Annotated in this window: 12 protein-coding genes; 8 read left to right on the top strand and 4 right to left on the bottom strand. The window is 41.2% G+C overall.

What is annotated here, in order from left to right; genetic code table 11:
- Positions 1–436: 436 nt before the first annotated feature.
- The 8 genes from AB5217_RS08775 (at position 437) to AB5217_RS08740 (ending at position 12,854) form a co-directional block, all read left to right on the top strand.
- The gene (locus AB5217_RS08775) at positions 437–952 is read left to right on the top strand and encodes an RNA polymerase sigma-70 factor (RefSeq protein WP_022275097.1); all 516 of its coding nucleotides are present in this window, start codon (positions 437–439) and stop codon (positions 950–952) included.
- A 69-nt stretch (positions 953–1,021) separates the two neighbouring features.
- Positions 1,022–4,321, top strand: coding sequence for a SusC/RagA family TonB-linked outer membrane protein (locus AB5217_RS08770; RefSeq protein WP_050486449.1), 3,300 nt, complete (start codon positions 1,022–1,024; stop codon positions 4,319–4,321).
- Positions 4,322–4,324: 3 nt separating this feature from the next.
- A complete protein-coding gene (locus AB5217_RS08765; RefSeq protein ID WP_080706943.1) occupies positions 4,325–6,058 on the top strand; it encodes a RagB/SusD family nutrient uptake outer membrane protein in 1,734 nt (577 codons plus the stop codon).
- A gap of 32 nt (positions 6,059–6,090) precedes the next feature.
- Complete coding sequence (locus tag AB5217_RS08760) at positions 6,091–7,617, top strand: Ig-like domain-containing protein (protein ID WP_032843385.1); 1,527 nt, start codon at positions 6,091–6,093, stop codon at positions 7,615–7,617.
- Positions 7,618–7,622: 5 nt separating this feature from the next.
- Complete coding sequence (locus AB5217_RS08755; protein ID WP_032843386.1) at positions 7,623–9,026, top strand: alginate lyase family protein; 1,404 nt, start codon at positions 7,623–7,625, stop codon at positions 9,024–9,026.
- A 247-nt stretch (positions 9,027–9,273) separates the two neighbouring features.
- On the top strand, positions 9,274–10,923 hold the full coding sequence (locus AB5217_RS08750) for a glycoside hydrolase 43 family protein (RefSeq protein WP_004305901.1): 1,650 nt from the start codon (positions 9,274–9,276) through the stop codon (positions 10,921–10,923).
- An 88-nt stretch (positions 10,924–11,011) separates the two neighbouring features.
- Positions 11,012–12,232 (top strand): glycoside hydrolase family 88 protein, encoded by a 1,221-nt coding sequence (locus tag AB5217_RS08745; protein WP_032845215.1) that lies wholly within the window; start codon positions 11,012–11,014, stop codon positions 12,230–12,232.
- A gap of 64 nt (positions 12,233–12,296) precedes the next feature.
- Positions 12,297–12,854: a TlpA family protein disulfide reductase gene (locus AB5217_RS08740; RefSeq protein ID WP_004296965.1), complete on the top strand. Its 558-nt coding sequence runs from the start codon at positions 12,297–12,299 to the stop codon at positions 12,852–12,854.
- 88 nt (positions 12,855–12,942) lie between these two features.
- On the opposite strand, the gene AB5217_RS08735 is transcribed toward AB5217_RS08740, so the two are convergent.
- The 4 genes from AB5217_RS08735 to AB5217_RS08720 all read right to left on the bottom strand — a co-directional run bounded on the left by AB5217_RS08735 (position 12,943) and on the right by AB5217_RS08720 (position 18,149).
- Positions 12,943–13,419, bottom strand: a complete 477-nt coding sequence (locus AB5217_RS08735) for a copper resistance protein NlpE N-terminal domain-containing protein (protein ID WP_004296964.1) — start codon at positions 13,417–13,419, stop codon at positions 12,943–12,945.
- Positions 13,420–13,476: 57 nt separating this feature from the next.
- The gene (locus AB5217_RS08730) at positions 13,477–14,769 is read right to left on the bottom strand and encodes a hemolysin family protein (protein ID WP_004305907.1); all 1,293 of its coding nucleotides are present in this window, start codon (positions 14,767–14,769) and stop codon (positions 13,477–13,479) included.
- A gap of 185 nt (positions 14,770–14,954) precedes the next feature.
- A complete protein-coding gene (locus AB5217_RS08725; protein ID WP_032845214.1) occupies positions 14,955–15,737 on the bottom strand; it encodes a M48 family metallopeptidase in 783 nt (260 codons plus the stop codon).
- A 33-nt stretch (positions 15,738–15,770) separates the two neighbouring features.
- Positions 15,771–18,149: a TonB-dependent receptor gene (locus tag AB5217_RS08720; RefSeq protein WP_032845213.1), complete on the bottom strand. Its 2,379-nt coding sequence runs from the start codon at positions 18,147–18,149 to the stop codon at positions 15,771–15,773.
- Positions 18,150–18,236: the final 87 nt, after the last annotated feature.

Raw genomic sequence — 18,236 nt, 5'->3', positions numbered from 1 at the left:
CTAAAAACAAAGCTTGCAATTTTATAATCAAAGCCTGCGTTTATAGTTTATCATTAACTGAAAGCAACTTTGCAACAAGGACGAAACAAGTTTATCATTAATGAAAAGGAACTTATCTCTTAATGTCCTGCATCATCATTAGCCTGAATGTAAGATGAAGGAAAGGTCAAAATGGTGAAGAAAGGGATTGAAGAGGTGAAGGGGGAAAGCAAATGGGTATAAGGAGAGCGAAAATGCATTTTTTTTTAGTAAATAGAGTATCAAATTATAAAATGAGACTCTGTTTGTTATGAATGTAACTTGTTGATATTTAGTAATATATATGCAAATAAGTCTATCTGGATTCTTGGAGATTACTCTGTCCTGTTTTCTGGCTGTAATATCCGAGATCACCTCTATATTTGCATTGTGATCAAAAACCGAAAAAGATAGTATTATGGAGACAATAGCTAACACTTACGACGACATTATCACCCGTTCTTATGAAGAATATTATCAGGTGATTCTTACCTATATTACTTATCGTATCACTCATCGCTATGAAGCGGAGGATCTAACCCAAGATGTATTTGTACGTCTGCTGGACTACAAACAAATGCTCCGTCCAGACACTGTGAAATATTTCCTGTTCACTATTGCCCGCAATATTGTAATCGACTATATCCGTCGTTATTATAAGAAGCAGGAAATAGATAGCTACATCTATGATACTATGTCTACTTCTACCAATGAAACAGAAGAAAAAATTATCGGTGATGATTTAATGACAATGGAACGGACTCGTCTGGCTGCCATGCCCGAACAACGTCGGTTAATTTATACATTAAACCGTTTCGAAAATAAAACTTCTCCGGAAATCGCTAATGAATTGAATCTAAGTTGTAGAACGGTAGAAAACCACTTATTCCTTGGACGCCGTGAAATGCGCGAGTTTTTCCGAAATTGTATATAATCTTATTCATTAATAAATAACCCTTTGTGCTTATGGAAAAGGAGTCAGAATTTACAAAGAGGCACTTGTATGCCTTACCTTATTTTAGAGAACAAAAATTTAATACTATTTTTAAACCTCAAATTTAATTTTATGAAACGAAGAGGATTAATATTTAATTCGCGACCTAACAAGACAGCTATGTTTGCGTTAGGATTAATGTTGGGACTTTGTCCTGTTTCAAAGGCATGGGCTGATATAAACATGAACGATAGTCAAGTAGTGGCACAGGCTCAAAAGAAAGTAAAAGGTCAAGTCGTTGATGCAACAGGCGAACCATTGATTGGTGTGAATATTACTGTAATAGGCGGAACAGAAGGAACGATTACAGATATCGACGGAAATTATACAATTGGTGTATCCGCTGGAGCCAAGTTGAAATTCAGCTATATCGGTTATAAAGATCAGATCATAGATGTAGTTTCGCAAACTGTGATAAATGTAAAGTTGCAAGAAGATAGCGAAGTATTAGATGAAGTTGTAGTAGTGGGATATGGTTCACAGAAGAAGGAAACATTGACAGGTGCTGTAACGGTGGTATCTGATAAAATGTTGAAGAATAAAGGAACGATGTCAAGTCCGTTACAGGCAATGCAAGGTCAGGTTCCGGGTGTGACGATTACTCGTAATTCAGCTGCTCCGGGAGATGAAAGCTGGGGCTTGAAATTGCGTGGTTCTGTTTCTGCAAATAATGCGGAGCCGTTGATTGTTATTGACGGAGTTGCTTATGATGGCGTAAATGCATTGCGTAATATCAACCCTTCCGATATACAGTCTATCAACTTTTTGAAAGATGCATCGGCAGCTATTTATGGTTCCCGCGCCGCAGGTGGTGTGGTGTTGGTAACCACCAAACAGGCAAAGGAAGGAAAAGCGAGAATAGAGTATAGCGGTTCATACACTTATAAGATGGTGGGATTGCAGCCGGAACTGATGACGATGAACGAATGGGCGAATGCTGTGTTGCAGACTTGTCAGAATGACGGCCAGCCGGATTCTTATTCATGGGTGAAATATGCGAAAATGGCATTGGCCAGTGAAGGTAAATACATTGATTTGGATCACAGCGCAAATCCTTTTGCTCCTAGCTATTCAGATGTAATGGATTTCGTGTTTATGGATACCAACTGGCAAGATGTGTTGTTCGGCAATTCTTATTCTACGCAACATGACCTGGCTGTTTCCGGAGGTACGGAAAAGAACTTATATCGCTTGTCTGTAGGGTATATGTATGATGACAGTAATTTGAAGTGGGGAAATAATAATAATCAGCGTTTCAATCTTCGTTTGACTAATAAGCTGAAGGTTTTTGATAACTTTGCTATTGAATCAGTGATTGCCTACAACCGTCAGGATCAGATAGCTCCCTCACAACTGAATAAAACGTTGACATCCAGTTACCCGCAACCGGGACTTCCGGCTTCTACGATGGATGGAAAACCTTATTCATGGGGAACTTGGTTGTCACCGATCTGGTTTGCCGAGCTTGGTGGGGATAATCAATTGAAAGTATCTGAAATTAATATCAGTGAAAAATTTACTTACAATATCAATAAACATCTGGATGTAGTAGCAAATCTCGGTTATAACTCCGGAGTAGCTTCACGTGATATAAAGAAGATGGCCATTACCTCTTATAATTATGCAGGGACTAAGATAAACACCAAGGCCGACGGCTATAAGCAGGAAGAATCGTCATACGAGAAAACAAGTTCACGTACAGACTTTTATTCTATGGCAGGTTATGTTGATTATCACAATACATTTGCACAGCACCATAATGTAAGTGCAATGCTTGGTGCTCAATATGAATTGAAAGAATATGATTATTTTGGTGTATCGGTGAAAGATATACAGAACTCTTTGGAAACTGTAAATGGTGCAGGACTTGTGAATCTGACAGACAAACATGGTACGAAGTGGCATGAAGCTGTGATGTCCTACTATTCTCGTTTAAACTATAATTATAAGTCAAAATACTTATTGGAAGTAAATATGCGTTATGATGGTTCTTCCAAATTCAAACCGGAGAATCGTTGGGACTTCTTTTATGGAATATCCGGTGGATGGCGTATTACGGAAGAAGCATTTATGAAGAATATCAAATGGCTGAACGATTTGAAAATCCGCCTTTCTTATGGTGAAGTAGGTAACCAAAGTGGTATTGATCGTTACGATGGTACGCAGTTTTATAAATTTGAATCTCAAAGCGGAGCTTACATCGGTCCTAACAAAGGTACTATCATAGATACGAATGGTAAAATTGCTTCTCTGGGGCGTGAATGGGAGCGCATTAAAAATTATAACTTAGGATTGGATTTCTCTTTGTTTAATTCCCGTCTGACAGGTACTGCTGAAGTATACATGAAACGTAATGATAATATGTTGATTAACGTTTCTTATCCGGGAGTTCTGGGTGATAACGCAGGTATGTCTAATAATGGAAAATTCAGATCACATGGATGGGAAATTATGGTAAACTGGTCTGATAAGATTGGAAAAGACTTCACTTATCATGTAGGAGGTACTTATTCTTTCAATACCAACAAACTGACAGATATTGGTGCAGTATCAGTCCTGAAATCCGGTTTCGTTGATAAGCAGCAAGGCTATCCGTTGAATAGTATTTTTGGTCTGCGTTATGCCGGTAAAGCACAGACAGAAGAAGAACGTCAAAAATATCTATATCGTTTCCTGACAGGTAATACCATCGGACTGACAGAACAAAACTTCCGTTTGGGAGATAATATGTATGCTGATGTAAATAATGACGGTAAACTGGATCAGAATGATATTGTTTATCTGGGTACAGATGATCCGAAAATCTCCTTCTCTTTTAATTTAGGAGCAGAATGGAAGGGATTTGATTTATCATTAGTTTTCCAGGGTGCTGCTAAACGTACTATTTTCCGTACGGGAGATAATAACGGTAATGAGATTTGGCGTATACCGATGAAGGCATTATATCTGAATACCTCTAATCAATCGGTAGGTAACACGTGGAGTCCGGAAAATCGGGGTGCTTATTATCCGACATATAGTAATAAGGATGAAATCAATGACTACAACTATCAGGCTTCTTCCTGGTCAGTGGAAGATGGTTCTTACATTCGTCTGAAGAATGTGACATTAGGATACAATGTACCTGCTGCCTTTTTAGCTAAAACGAAAGCAATAAGTTCTTGTCGTGTATATGTGGCAGGTGCTGATCTTTGGGAATATTCTAAGATTAACGATGGATGGGACCCGGAGGCTAGCCGTAAGGTATCAGCGGCAGGACGTTTTCCCTTTGTCCGTACTGTGACTTTTGGATTAAATCTAACTTTTTAATGTATGAAGAATATGAAACTATATAAGAAAGCTTTTTTGATTTTATCGTTTGGCCTGACACTGAATTCGTGTTTGGATCTTGATCCGCAGGACCAACTGGCAGATGGCAACTTATGGGGGGCAGCAGATGATTTTAAGTATTTTGCAACTAATTTCTATGGTTGGACCCGTGATTTCACATCGGTAATTTCTGATGGTGCACATTCTGACTGGCGTTCGGACTTGATGACTTCCAGTTCTGTAAATATGTACAGCAATGGTAGTAATCCGATACCTACTTCAGACGGTAACTATACCAGCAATTATGCCCATATCCGCCGTTGTAATTTGTTGCTGCAAAAAGCAGCGTCTTTTTCCGGTAACGGTGACATTAGTCGCTATGTAGCAGAAGCGAAGTTTTTCCGTGCTTATTCTTATTTTGATTTGGTACAATTATTCGGAGATGTGATTATTACTAAAGAACCACTGGATATTACTTCTCCCGAATTGCGCATGAGCCGTGACGATCGTAGCGAAGTGATCGATTTCGTCATTCAAGATTTACGGGAAGCGGCTGAAGTATTGCCAGAGACAATTACAACGGATGATGAAGGACGTATTTCGAAGTGGGGGGCTTATGCATTTCTTTCGCGTGTTGCTTTATATGAGGGTACATGGCAACAAAACCGTAATAATGAAGAACGTGGCAAAGCATTGTTGAGTATTGCAGCGGATGCAGCGAAGAAGGTTATTGATAGCAAGCAGTTCGAACTATTCAAACCTGCAGCGCTGGGAGAGATGGCTTATAAATACCTGTTCATTTTGGAAAATGTACAGTCTAATCCTGCGAATCTGACTAAGAGTGCTAATAAAGAATATATATTCTATCGCCGTCATGATGAAACGATTGCTCCGATCGGGACTAATATCACTCATGGCTGTGTGGCTAACGTGCAATATATTAATCGCAAATTTGTGAATATGTACCTTTGTAGCAACGGATTGCCTATTGACCATGCCAAGAGTGCCGATGTCTTTAAAGGTTATGGAGGACTAACCACAGAATTTGAAAATCGTGATAACCGTATGAAGAACTGCCTTCTGGCTCATGGTACTAAATATTGGGATAATGACAAACCTCGTATCGATTGGAAAGGTATGGATGGAGAGGATGCCACTAATGCCATTACATGTAATGTATTCCAAGGTTCCGGTTATCAGAATAAGAAATGGGGTACGGAACGTAAAGTTGCCGATACATTTGAAGGATATGACTTCCCGATCATCCGTTATGCAGAGGTTTTATTGAATTATGCAGAGGCTATGTATGAGTTGGGAACTACTGGTAAGGCTTTGGATGATGCATTGAATATCTCGTTAAATTTGGTTCGCCTGCGTGTAAATCCGGATATGCCCAAACTGACTACTTCTTTTGTTTCGGAAAACAATTTGAATATGAGGGAAGAGATCCGTCGTGAACGTACCATCGAATTGTACAATGAAGGTTTCCGTATTGATGATTTGAAACGTTGGAATACTGCTATTGTAGAGATGCCTAAACCGATTTTAGGTGTGAAATGGACAGGAACAGATTTTGCGACTTCATGGGCTGGTGCTTCTAATATGGCAAAAGATTCGGATGGCTGTTTGATTTTGGAAAATAGTCGGCGTTGGGGTAGCAAAAATGATCTGTATCCGCTTCCGGTAGATCAGTGTCAGTTGAATCCGAACTTGGGACAGAATCCAGGATGGCAATAAACGAGTCTGAAATAACTTAAAGAATAAGAATCATGAAAAGAGATTATATAAAATATTTTGTTGGGCTGGCGGCTTGTTCGTTTTTAGGTCTGACTTCATGTGATGATGATAAGGATTTAGGAGGACAGATGGATGAGATGATTACCATATCCACCATTACTCTGAACGAAACTCAATATGATGCAGGAAATAAAGCAATTTGTTTGCTGAAGAATAAGGAACTGCAACTCTCTTGGAGTATTGCACCCGAAAGTGCAACCAATGCGAATGTGCAATGGACTTCGTCGGATGAATCTATTGTGTCTGTTACACGGGAAGGTAAGGTCGTAACTAAGGATAAAACAGGAAAGGCTGTTATTACTTTAATGCCGGAAATCGGTTTCGGACCGGAAGCTACTATCGTGACTAGAACAGTGGAGGTCATGGAAGAATATACATATATGTCATCTATTAACATTAAAAATGTTCCAGCGGAAGAAATCGCAGCAGGGGATGAATATCAGTTGGAAGTTATATCGGAACCGTCGGATGCTACATTTAAACGGTATAAGTGGATAAGTAGTAATCCGGAAGTAGCAACTGTAGATGAAAAAACGGGATTGGTGACCGGAATTAGTAAAGGTGATGCAACTATTACGGTGACTGCCGATGATTTTAGTTCGACTCCAGTGTCTGCAAGTTGCAAGATAGGAGTGAAAATAGTTACTCCAATTACCGGAATGACATTTACTGAAGATAAGGAACTCAATCAGTTAGGATACGGTCAGGAATATCAGATTAAATATACATTGGAACCTGTAGATGCTACTGCATCGTTACTGACTTGGACAAGTGACAATCCGGATATGATAAGTGTAGATAAAACAGGTAAGTTGAAAGTACATACCACGAAGACCGCTTCCGCTGTTATAACCGCTTCTTATGGCCCTGTTGTACAAAATGTAACCGTAACAGTTGCCGATGGACGTTTCTGGTATTCATTAGGTAATGGTCTGGGTAATGGGCAGGATAATAATTGGTATCTGGATGGTAACGGCGCGTCTGTAGTTTCATCTGACGGAAAGAAGACCATTGTCCAAATGGGTTCCGGATATCGTGGTGATTTATGGCTTGCAAGAAGTGGTAAAGGAAAGGTTGTAAATGTGACTCCTGCTGATTATAGATATTTCGCAATTAAAGTAGGATTCAAATCGCAGCTGGTTCCGGGAAAGAATAAACCTAATGGTTGTATTAAGTTAGAGATATTTGATGATGGCATTAAGAAGATAGGACCTGAATATTTTGGAACAGGTGGAGATGCAAATAATAGATATGAAATTCTGGGGGCAAGTGAGATTTCGACTACAGAACCGAATGTTTTGTACTACGACTTACAGTCAAAATATAAGACTGTGACACCTACAGACTGGAATCAGGTATTTGATTTAGCGCAATGTAAATTTGTTATTGCTGACTTTCCGGAAACAGCACAGACTTATGATCTTTACTGGATTCGTTCTTTCAAGTCCATAGAGGAACTTCAAGCTTTTGTAGACAGTGAAAACAATACTAACGAATAACTATCATGAATAAGATGAAATTACATACAATAATAGGAGCAGGGCTTTTCGCCCTGACTTCTACCACGCTTTTAGCATGTAGTGAGATAGAAGACGGCTCTAATGATATGAGCAGTTGGCCGGAAGTGAAAGATTATGTTACGACTTTGGAGCATCCCTGTATGCTTCATACGGAAACGGATTTTGAATTTGTAAAAGGAAAGGTACAAGCCGGCGCACAACCTTGGAGGAGTGCGTTCGATCATTTGAGCCGCGGTGGGAATAGCTTGTCTCAATCGAACTATAAGGCTTCTCCTGTGAAATTGTTAGCACGTCTCGATCAAAACAATTGGGCAGGCAAATATCCCAATGATTGGAATAACTATACGAAGTTGATGAAGGATGCCGCCGCAGCCTATCAATTAGCTCTTCGGTGGAAATTGTCGGAAACAGATGGTGCACAGTATGCGGATGCGGCTGTTGCTATTCTGAATGATTGGGCTAAAACTTGTACAGGATTTATCGTGAATGATAAAGGTGAATTTATAGATCCGAATGAGTTCTTGATTTTTATTCAGGTGCATCAATTGGCTAATGCTGCGGAAATTATGCGTTCTTATTCAGGATGGCAGGAAGCTGATTTCGTTAAGTTTAAAGCATGGATTACGGATGTCTTTTATCCTCATATCACAAAATTCCTGTCTACACACAACGGAAATGAATGTGCACTTCATTATTGGCTAAACTGGGATTTGTCCGCAATGACTGCTTTGCTTTCTATCGGTATCCTGGCGGATGATAACTTTAAAATTAATGAGGCTATTCAATATTTCAAATTCGGTATTGGTTCCGGAAATATAGGAAATGGCGTTCCTTTTATACATCTGGATCCGGATAGTAATGAAATGCTGGGACAATGTCAGGAATCAGGCCGTGACCAGGGACATGCTACCTTGTGTGTCAGTCTGCTGGGTACCTTTTGTCAGATGGCAAAGAATGTAGGTGAAGACCTTTTCATATTTGATGATGGACGTGCATTGGCTATGTGTGAATATGTAGCTAAATATAATATCGGTGGTGCCGAAACCGGTAGTTCAAGTGCCAGTTGGAAGATGACGAGTTTTAAATATACAGATAATGATCTGCCTTACACTACTTATACAAATTGTAGTGGAAGCTGGGATACCATTTCTGCACAGGAAAGAAGAGAAGGAAAAGACTCACGTGGTGAAGTGCGTCCTGCATGGGAGTTGGTGAATCGTTTGGCACAGGATTACGGTAAATCAAGCATCTATGCTAAGATGTGGGTTGATAAAATGCGTGAAAATGCATCACGCGGAAATTCCGATGGCGGAGCAGGTGATTATGGACCTAATAGCGGTGGTTATGACCAATTAGGTTTCGGAACGCTGATGTTTGCAAAAGAGTAAAGAAAACGCTGTTAGTAATATAGCATGATTGTTTTACAATAATTTTGGATAAATAGAAAAAAGTTGTAAGGGGATTAGGTATTTACCTAATCCCCTTCGTATATATAAGCAAATAGGTTAAGAAATAGATTGTTTGAAATCAGAGATTGGATTCAGTTTTTGAAGTGATTAGTTTTTGTAAAGGTAGAAAGAACCTGTTTTTAGGAATAACGAATCTTATTTTGAATGAAATTGATTATTAAGGTATATGCGTAAAAAGATTCTGTTTTTAGCAGGAATGATGGCTTGCTGTTCATTGGCAGGTGCACAAGAAATCTCTAAGACCTGGGTGGCTGATAAGGGGAATGGAACTTATCAGAACCCGGTTCTTCATGCAGACTATTCGGATCCGGATGTATGTGCAGCCGGAGATGATTTCTATATGACAGCGTCCAGTTTTAATTGTATTCCCGGAATTCCTATTCTTCATTCTAATGATTTGGTGAATTGGTCGTTAGTAAACTATGCTTTACCGATTCAGGAGCCGGAAGAATTCTTCGATAAGGCACAGCATGGTAAAGGCGTATGGGCACCGGCTATTCGTTTTCATAACGGAGAGTTCTACATTTACTGGGGTGATCCGGATTATGGAATCTATATGATTAAAGCCAAAGACCCGAAAGGAAGATGGAGCAAGCCTGTATTAGTGAAAGCCGGGAAAGGAATGATTGACCCGACACCACTTTGGGATGAAGATGGAAAAGTTTATCTTGTACATGCATATGCTGGTAGTCGTAGCGGAGTGAATAGCATCGTAGTTATTTGCGAACTGAATGCTGAGGGAACAGAAGTAATTTCCGATCCGGTGATGGTATTTGATGGAAATGATGGAAAGAACCATACGGTAGAAGGACCGAAGCTCTACAAACGCAACGGATACTACTATATTTTTGCTCCGGCAGGTGGAGTAGCAACCGGTTGGCAATTAGTACTTCGCTCGAAGAACATTTACGGCCCTTACGAATCGAAGATCGTAATGGCACAAGGAAAGACAAATATCAACGGGCCTCATCAAGGTGGCTGGGTAGATACCAACACAGGAGAATCCTGGTTCGTTCATTTTCAAGATAAAGGAGCTTACGGACGCGTGATTCATCTGAATCCGATGACTTGGGTAAATGATTGGCCTGTAATCGGAGTAGATAAGGATGAAGATGGTTGCGGTGAACCGGTAACGACCTATAAGAAACCGAATGTAGGAAAGACATATCCGATAGCCACTCCGCCGGAGAGTGATGAATTCAATACCCGTCATTTAGGGTTACAATGGCAATGGCATGCCAATAAAAAAGACACTTACGGGTTCACGACCGACTTGGGGTATATTCGTCTTTATGCAGGCAGTCTCTCAAAAGAATTTGTGAACTTCTGGGAAGTTCCTAACTTGTTGATGCAAAAGTTTCCGGCTGAAGAGTTTACGGCTACAACCAAATTGACATTTACTGCCAAGCAGGATGGGGAACAAACCGGAATCATTGTAATGGGATGGGATTATAGCTATCTCTCCATTCGTAAGGAGGGAGATCAGTTTATTCTGCAACAAGCAGTCTGCAAGGATGCGGAACAGCAAAATCCCGAACAGATAAAAGAATTGGCAAACATTCCGGTGGAACATCTGAAGATGCCGGGAGTAGCAGATAATGAGTGGCAAACAGTTTATTTGCAAGTAAAGGTTCGTAAAGGAGCCGTTTGTACATTCGCTTATAGTCTGGATGGAAAGAAATACACGACAGTGGGAGAGCCTTTCACAGCCCGACAAGGCAAATGGATTGGAGCCAAAGTTGGAGTATTTTGCGTAACTCCGAATGAGGGCAATCGTGGATGGGCAGATGTAGACTGGTTCCGGATGACTAAGTAACTGATGGAGTGACTAAGTAACTGACCGCTCAAGTAACTGACAAAGAGAAATAAAGATTAAGAATTAACGCGAATATATTTGAACTAAGATGAAAAAGATTGTAGTAGGTCTGGCTGTGATGTTAGGTTTTTGTATGTGCACTCACAAGCCTTCCGGTACATTGGATGTGAATAGGGCATTAGACTACTGTGCAGAGCAGACACAACGTACGCTTACGGAACTGAAAACAGATTCCGGCATTGACTATACGATGATGCCACGTAACATTATGGCTGACGAACACCACTGGAACTGTCGTAAGGCAACGAAAGAAGAATGGTGTGCCGGTTTCTGGCCGGGTGTGCTCTGGTATGATTACGAATATACACAGGATAAGCATATTCTGGAAGAAGCGAAGAAGTTTACGAACTCATTGGAGTTCCTTTCTCAAATACCAGCTTATGACCATGATTTGGGATTCCTCGTATTCTGCAGTTATGGAAACGGCTATCGCTTGACGAAAGATCCTGCTTATAAGAAAGTGATTCTGGATACGGCCGATTCGCTGGCTACTTTATTCAATCCGGTTGTAGGAACAATGCTTTCGTGGCCTCGTGAAGTGGAACCACGCAACTGGCCTCACAACACAATCATGGATAACATGATTAATCTCGAAATGCTTTTCTGGGCAGCAAAGAATGGTGGAAATCCTTATTTGTATGATGTTGCCGTTTCTCATGCTGATAAAACAATGAAATGTCAGTTCCGTCCCGATTATACATCCTACCATGTAGCAGTCTATGATACCATCACTGGTAATCTGATAAAAGGAGTAACCCATCAGGGCTATGCAGACAGTACCATGTGGGCGCGTGGTCAAGCATGGGCAATCTACGGATATACTGTAGTCTATCGGGAGACGAAAGATCCTAAATATCTTGATTTCGCACAGAAAGTGACAGATGTTTATCTCGAACGTCTGCCGGAAGATAAGGTTCCTTATTGGGATTTCAGTGCCCCGGGAATACCGGATGCTCCGCGTGACGCTTCGGCTGCGGCAGTAGTGGCCTCTGCTTTGCTTGAACTATCTACTTACCTCCCGAATGGAACCGGAAAACGTTATAAAGATGCAGCTATTGAAATGCTGGCAAGCCTGAACTCTGACAGTTATCAGAGTGGCAAGAGCAAACCGTCCTTTCTGCTTCATAGCGTAGGACATTGGCCGGCTCATTCAGAGATAGATGCCTCTATTATTTATGCAGATTATTACTACATTGAAGCATTGCTTCGGTTGAAACGTCTGCAAGAAGGAAAGAATGTAATTAAATAAAGAAGATTTATATCGAATAAAACACTATCTTTATCACAGTTATTTAACAATAAATCTATGTTGTATGAAACAGTGCATTAAAACAAATGGAGTTTTATTCTTTTTTTGTTTGATATCATTAATCATTACTGCACAGGAGCAATCAGTGCAGTCTAATATCAAATGCTTGAATTATCCTAGTTCGTTTGAGTTATTGCTTCGGCATTTTAAAGGAAAAATTGTATATATTGATGTAATGGCATCTTGGTGTAAACCCTGTCTGGCAGAACTCAAAGAATATGAAAAAACAGATGATTTTTTCAAAAAGAATGATATTGTAAGACTTTTTATTTCAATAGATGAACCCAAGGATTGGAATGCCTGTTTGAAAAGATTGGATGAAAGATTATTAAATGGGTATTTTGTCACCTATCATCGACCAGAGAATAGTGTTGAGAATAATAAATTTTCTGTTGAAGTGGAGAAGTTGTTTGTCACTTATGATGAGAAAGGTAATTTCGCCGGGCTTTCAGTTCCTCAGTTTATTATTGTTAATAGGGAGGGAACTATTGTAGAATATAAGGCACAAAGACCAAGCAATCCGGAGGAATTGAAGAATCAGTTGAAACAATACTTGGAATAATATGAGGAAAGACTCCCAAAAACGAAAAGCTCTGCAAGAACGAAGGTTCCGTGCAGAGCTTTTTTTACTGGTTAGGGTTAGGTTTATTTTATTGTTTTACCTTGATGATGTCATAATTCAGATCGCTGACAGCTTCTTGCAAGCTATCGTTCACCAGACGAAGAGTGGTGTCATTTACAATCACGAAATACATCGGAGCTTCACCATCCTTCGGAGTTAACTTAACAGCAGTCACAGGTTTTTTGTTCACTACCTTGTGTACAGTCTGCTGTTTTCCTTTTGAAGTGAAAGTCTTGTTTTGTCCTTGACCTTCAGCATCGAGGTAAGTCATATCCAGTGTATACGCAGTATCTACACCGTCAGTTGCAGCGTTCAAGGTTAGTACATAGTCAATACCCGGACCGTCGGCAGCAGGAAGAGTACCTTCATAAACTTCAGTTAGTTCGGTAATCGGAGTCATAGCAAGAGCTAGACTGTCTGCTTGAGCCTCTGCGGCTTTGTTTGCTTTTGATTGGCATGATGCCAAAGCAGCTACGACTGCTGCTAACATAATTACTTTTTTCATCGTTAAGTGCTTTAAGTTAATATAAATATAGTGAGCTATTGCTCGTTTTTTGCTATCCTATTCCTGCTCTTCGTCCCGTTTGATGACAAGCAGTTTGTCTACTCGTCCGCGGTCCATGTCCACCACTTCGAATTGCAGATTCTTGTAGGTGAAGATGTCTCCCGCTTTCGGGATACGGCCAATCAGGAACATGGCTAATCCCCCCAGAGTGGTGAAGTCTTCCGATTCCAGATCTTCATAGGATAAAATACCCATTTCCTCCATGAAGTCGTCGATGTTCATTGAAGCTTCCACCAGCATCGAACCATCCTGCCTTGTGACGATTTCTTCTTCTTCCGTTTCATCCTCTTCAAGGATGTCTCCGAAGATACTTTCGGTCAGGTCGTGCAGTGTGATAATGCCTTCTGTGCTGCCATACTCGTTAACAACAACTCCGAACTTGTTTTTGTTCTTCTTAAATAGCTCTAAAACTTTATTTGCATATAAACTTTCCGGAATAAAGAGGGGAGGGCGGGCTATTTCGCGTAAGTTAAACAGCTTTTTACTGCCTATCATCAGGATAATATCCTTTACGGAAACCACACCGATAATCTCATCTTTCCGTTCGTCCACCAACAGATATTTGCTATAATGTTCTTCTTCGATTGTCTTCATCACCTTTTCCTGCGTATCATCAGGGTGAAGGATAATGAGATCTCTGCGATGCGTCATCAGTTCGTTAGCCCGTTTGTCGGAGAAGCGGAACACATCACGTATCATTTCCGTTTCCTCTTTGTCAATCACACCCTGTTCCGAACTTTGATGGAGAATCATTTTGATTTCCTCCTGCGTCATGGGGCGTTCTTCGCTTTTCAAACCGATGAGTTTATTCAGTAGCCGGGTAGAGACACTCAGCAACCATACAAAAGGATAAGAAACCTTTGTCAGCAGAATCATGACCGGGCTGAACAAAGTGGCGTATCGCTCCGGATTACTAAGAGCGATAGATTTGGGTACTAGCTCTCCGATAATCAGAGAAAGATAGGTAATGATTGCTACGGTAGTAATCATTGCCAGGTTGCGTGCATAAGCTTCTGCGCCCGGAATGAGGGAAAAGAAAGGAACGAGATCGTCGGCAATAGCCACACCACCATACGCACCGGATACGATACCGATCAGCGTAATACCGATCTGAATGGTAGATAAGAACTTTTCCGGTTCTTCCAATTGTTTTAAAACTCCACGGGCTGATTTGTTACCTTTTGCGACAAGTGTTTCAAGACGTGCTTTGCTGGATGATACCAGCGCAATTTCATACATGGCAAAAATGCCATTCAGTACAAGTAAGAGAAGTATGATAAGAAATTCCATAAATGGATTAAAATGGTTATAGGGTCGAAATTACAAGAAATCAGGACACTATGCAAATCTATGTTATAGATTAATGATTTTTTAATAATAGTGTGTCCTTTTTTATCAAAAACAGAGGAGGAGATACTGCGGTTGACAAACCAATGTATCTCCTCCTTTATTTGATTTAGGAACGATGTCCGTTATTATTTAGCGTAAGTTGCTGCTTTTGCTTTCGCACGTTCGATACGTTTCATGGTATCCGGGTGTGACGAGAACATCTTTTGCAGGTAAGAAGCTTGTGGAGCATCTTTCGACAGTTCGGACAGCTTAGTCAGTGAGTTAGCCATTGCATACGGATCGATACCGTTCTTTACACAGAACTCTACTCCGTAATCATCCGCTTCACTTTCCTGCTTCTGTGAATATTGTGCGCCTGCCAGGGCTTCAGCCATAGCTCCCAGCTCGGAGTCGGTCAGTTTGGCTACTTTATCGCTGCTGGCACCTGCTGCATTCTTCACGGCTGAACGGAGATAAGCATTCTTCATGGCATCTTTAGAGTCTGTGTGAACTACGTGACCAATCTCATGTCCTACCACTGCCATCACTTCTTCATCCGTCATCACATCCATCAGACCGGCGCAAATACGTACACTACCGTCGCCACAAGCGAAAGCATTTACGTCTACCACTTCATATACGCCAAAGTTAAGTTTCAGTCCATCCACTTCTTTGATATGTCCCGTCAACTTCTCCAGACGTTTGCCATATTCAGTATCAGGTTTGGTCAATGGATTATGAGCATCCATCCATACCATATACTCCTTGCTCATGTTGGCGATGTCCGCATCAGATAAAGTAACGGCTGATACTACGTCTTTACCAGCTTGTAATGCTTTCCCTAAATTAACCTTCTTGCCAAATTGTGCGGAAGCTGTCATACCCATGCCTAACAATATGAAGGCAATCATAGCAATTTCTCTTTTCATACTCTTTTTCTAGTTTAATGTTTTATGTATAAATTAATACTCAAATGTTATTCCTAATGTGGGGAGCAATGTCCCGCTCGATTGTTTGAGGCGTTTCATTTTATAGTGTTGACTGTCGGCAGGAGCTTCCGGATTTTCAATGATACCGGTGCTCATCAATACATCCTGCTGTTTCAGTTTGCTTACCGTGATATTTTGCAAATCAAGATAGAATCCCAGCATACAATGTTTCAGATAAAATGTCTTGTCGATACGGAGGTCTACCTGTGCAAAGGCCGGAAGACGTTCTTTATTATATTTAGAATAGTCGTAATATGCTTTACCTTGTGCATCCCAGGCAGATACCAGAGATGATTTTTCTTCGTCATAAGGTGTATAAGGAGCACCGCCGATGCAACTGACTTTCATCCCGACACTCCATTGGCGCGGTAGATTGTAGGTTCCCCGTAAGTTGAAAATATACCGGTTGTCCCATGCGGATGCAATGTATTCACTCTCTTTGTCGTTGCGGTATTCACTTTTAAAGATGGTAAAGGAAGAAGCCAGATTCAGTTTCTTGGCGATCAGCCACTTTACTAGAATTTCCGCACCATACGAACGTCCTTGAGCAGTAGAAGTCAGCAATTCATTGCCAATCACTCCATAGTCATTTCCTTTGCAGGTAAGAGGAATCCCGTCTACAACGGAGAGCGGAATTTTATCATAGTCTTTATAGAATCCTTCGACAGAGACTTCGAAAGTATCTCCTTTGCGCCAACTGATACCCAGACTTTCCTGGCTGACTTTCATATAGCGGAGATTGTATTTGTTGACATACGTTCCGTTATTATCCTTAAAACCGAGAGCCGTGTAAGGAGGCAACTGGTAATAAAGTCCTGCATTTCCGCTTACGAACCAGTGTTTGGCAAGTTGATAGGAAAGCGATATGCGCGGTGAAAGCTGGTCGGAGAGTGATTTCATCGCTGATGAATAATTGTTGGCATCCGCTCTCAATCCTAGAGAAGCTGTGAAGCGTTCGTCCATCGAAGAGTAGCTGATAGTGCCGAAAAGTCCCCAACGCATCATCCCCAAATAGGTATGGTAATCAAACGTTTGTGCCTGATTGGTATACGCCTTTTGAAAGGTGGTATTGGTATATTGACTATAATCAAGGTTCACTCCGAGATTGATTTTCCAGTTGCGGAAAGAAGAATTGTTTTCGAAACGGAACTTTGTCTCTTGTTCGGTAGAACGGAGGCGGAGCATCAGATTCTCCGGAATGCTTTCATCATTCTGCCGGTATTTGGTATTGCGGTTGTTCAGATAACTGTGGCTGACTACCACCGATTGCACATGCGGACCTGCATAATGACGATATACAGCACCTAGGGTAAACGTTTCCTGCTTGATTTTCGGCAGGTAACTAAGGATATATTCATTGTCCTCGCTATCCGCTTTCGTATTCAGTCGCATATTATCGATCCCTCCAAGTCCCAATACCGTCAGCTCGTTTTGTTCGTTAAACCGGGTTTTCAACTTGAATTGTGCATCGGTGAAGGTTGGAAGGAAAGGGAGGTCGAGCATATCAAACAGAAATTGCAGATAAGATTGACGCACGGATACCAGATAAGAGGTCTTTTTCCCGATATGCCCGTTGGAGGCGAGCGACACTTCGGATGCTCCGAGGGTAGCCTTTACAGAGTTATGCTCCATATCTCCGTCGCGCAACTTGAAATCAAGAACGGAACTAAGTGCGTTTCCTCTATCAGTGGGGAAAGCACCAGTGTAGAAATTGACTTCACGTATCAGGTCGGCATTAAGGATTCCCACCGGACCGCCGGATGCTCCTTGCGTACTGAAGTGATTGATATTGGGTATTTCCACTCCGTCCAGATAAAAACGGTTTTCAGAAGGAGAACCACCGCGCACAATCAAGTCGTTGCGGTAGCCGATAGGCGAGAAGGCAACTCCCGGATAAGACTGAACAATACGTGAAATGTCCCGATTAGCTCCCGGACTTTTTTCTATTTCCTGCAATCCGATGATGCGCAGGCTGACCGGACTTTCCAGATCGCGCCGGAAAGGAGAAGCGGTGACGGTTACTCCTGCGAGTTCGGTCAGGTTCTCTTCCATCTCTATCGAGATGTTCAGATCTTTGGTAGATACAATATATTCGGGAGTAGTGACACTCTTGTAGCCGATGGCTGTCGCTTGCAGGCGGTAGATGCCGGGAGGCACTTGTTCGATGGTGAAATGGCCTTCCGCATTGGTGACGCCACCTTCGTTCAGCCCGAGAACCATTACGTTAATGAATTCTAATGGCTGACGGCTGTTTTTCTCAATAACCGTTCCCCTGATTTGATGTACAGGTTGTGCCTGTAGCAGGGAAAGCAGAAGGTTTGAAAATAGTAGCAGTGTCAACAGTCTTTTCATGTGATTGCGAATTATTGCTGCGAAAGTACGAAAAAAGTATTAAAGAATGATACCTTCCGTAAATAAAAACAGAATCACTTCCTGTTT

Source organism: Bacteroides sp. MSSM.1001136sp1_RTP21357st2_D2_RTP21359_211015 (assembly GCF_040913205.1).
In the GTDB taxonomy this organism is placed as follows: Bacteria; Bacteroidota; Bacteroidia; order Bacteroidales; family Bacteroidaceae; genus Bacteroides; species Bacteroides ovatus.
The sequence above is the reverse complement of the archived record's forward strand: the minus strand, read 5'-3'. Positions and strand labels throughout refer to the sequence as shown.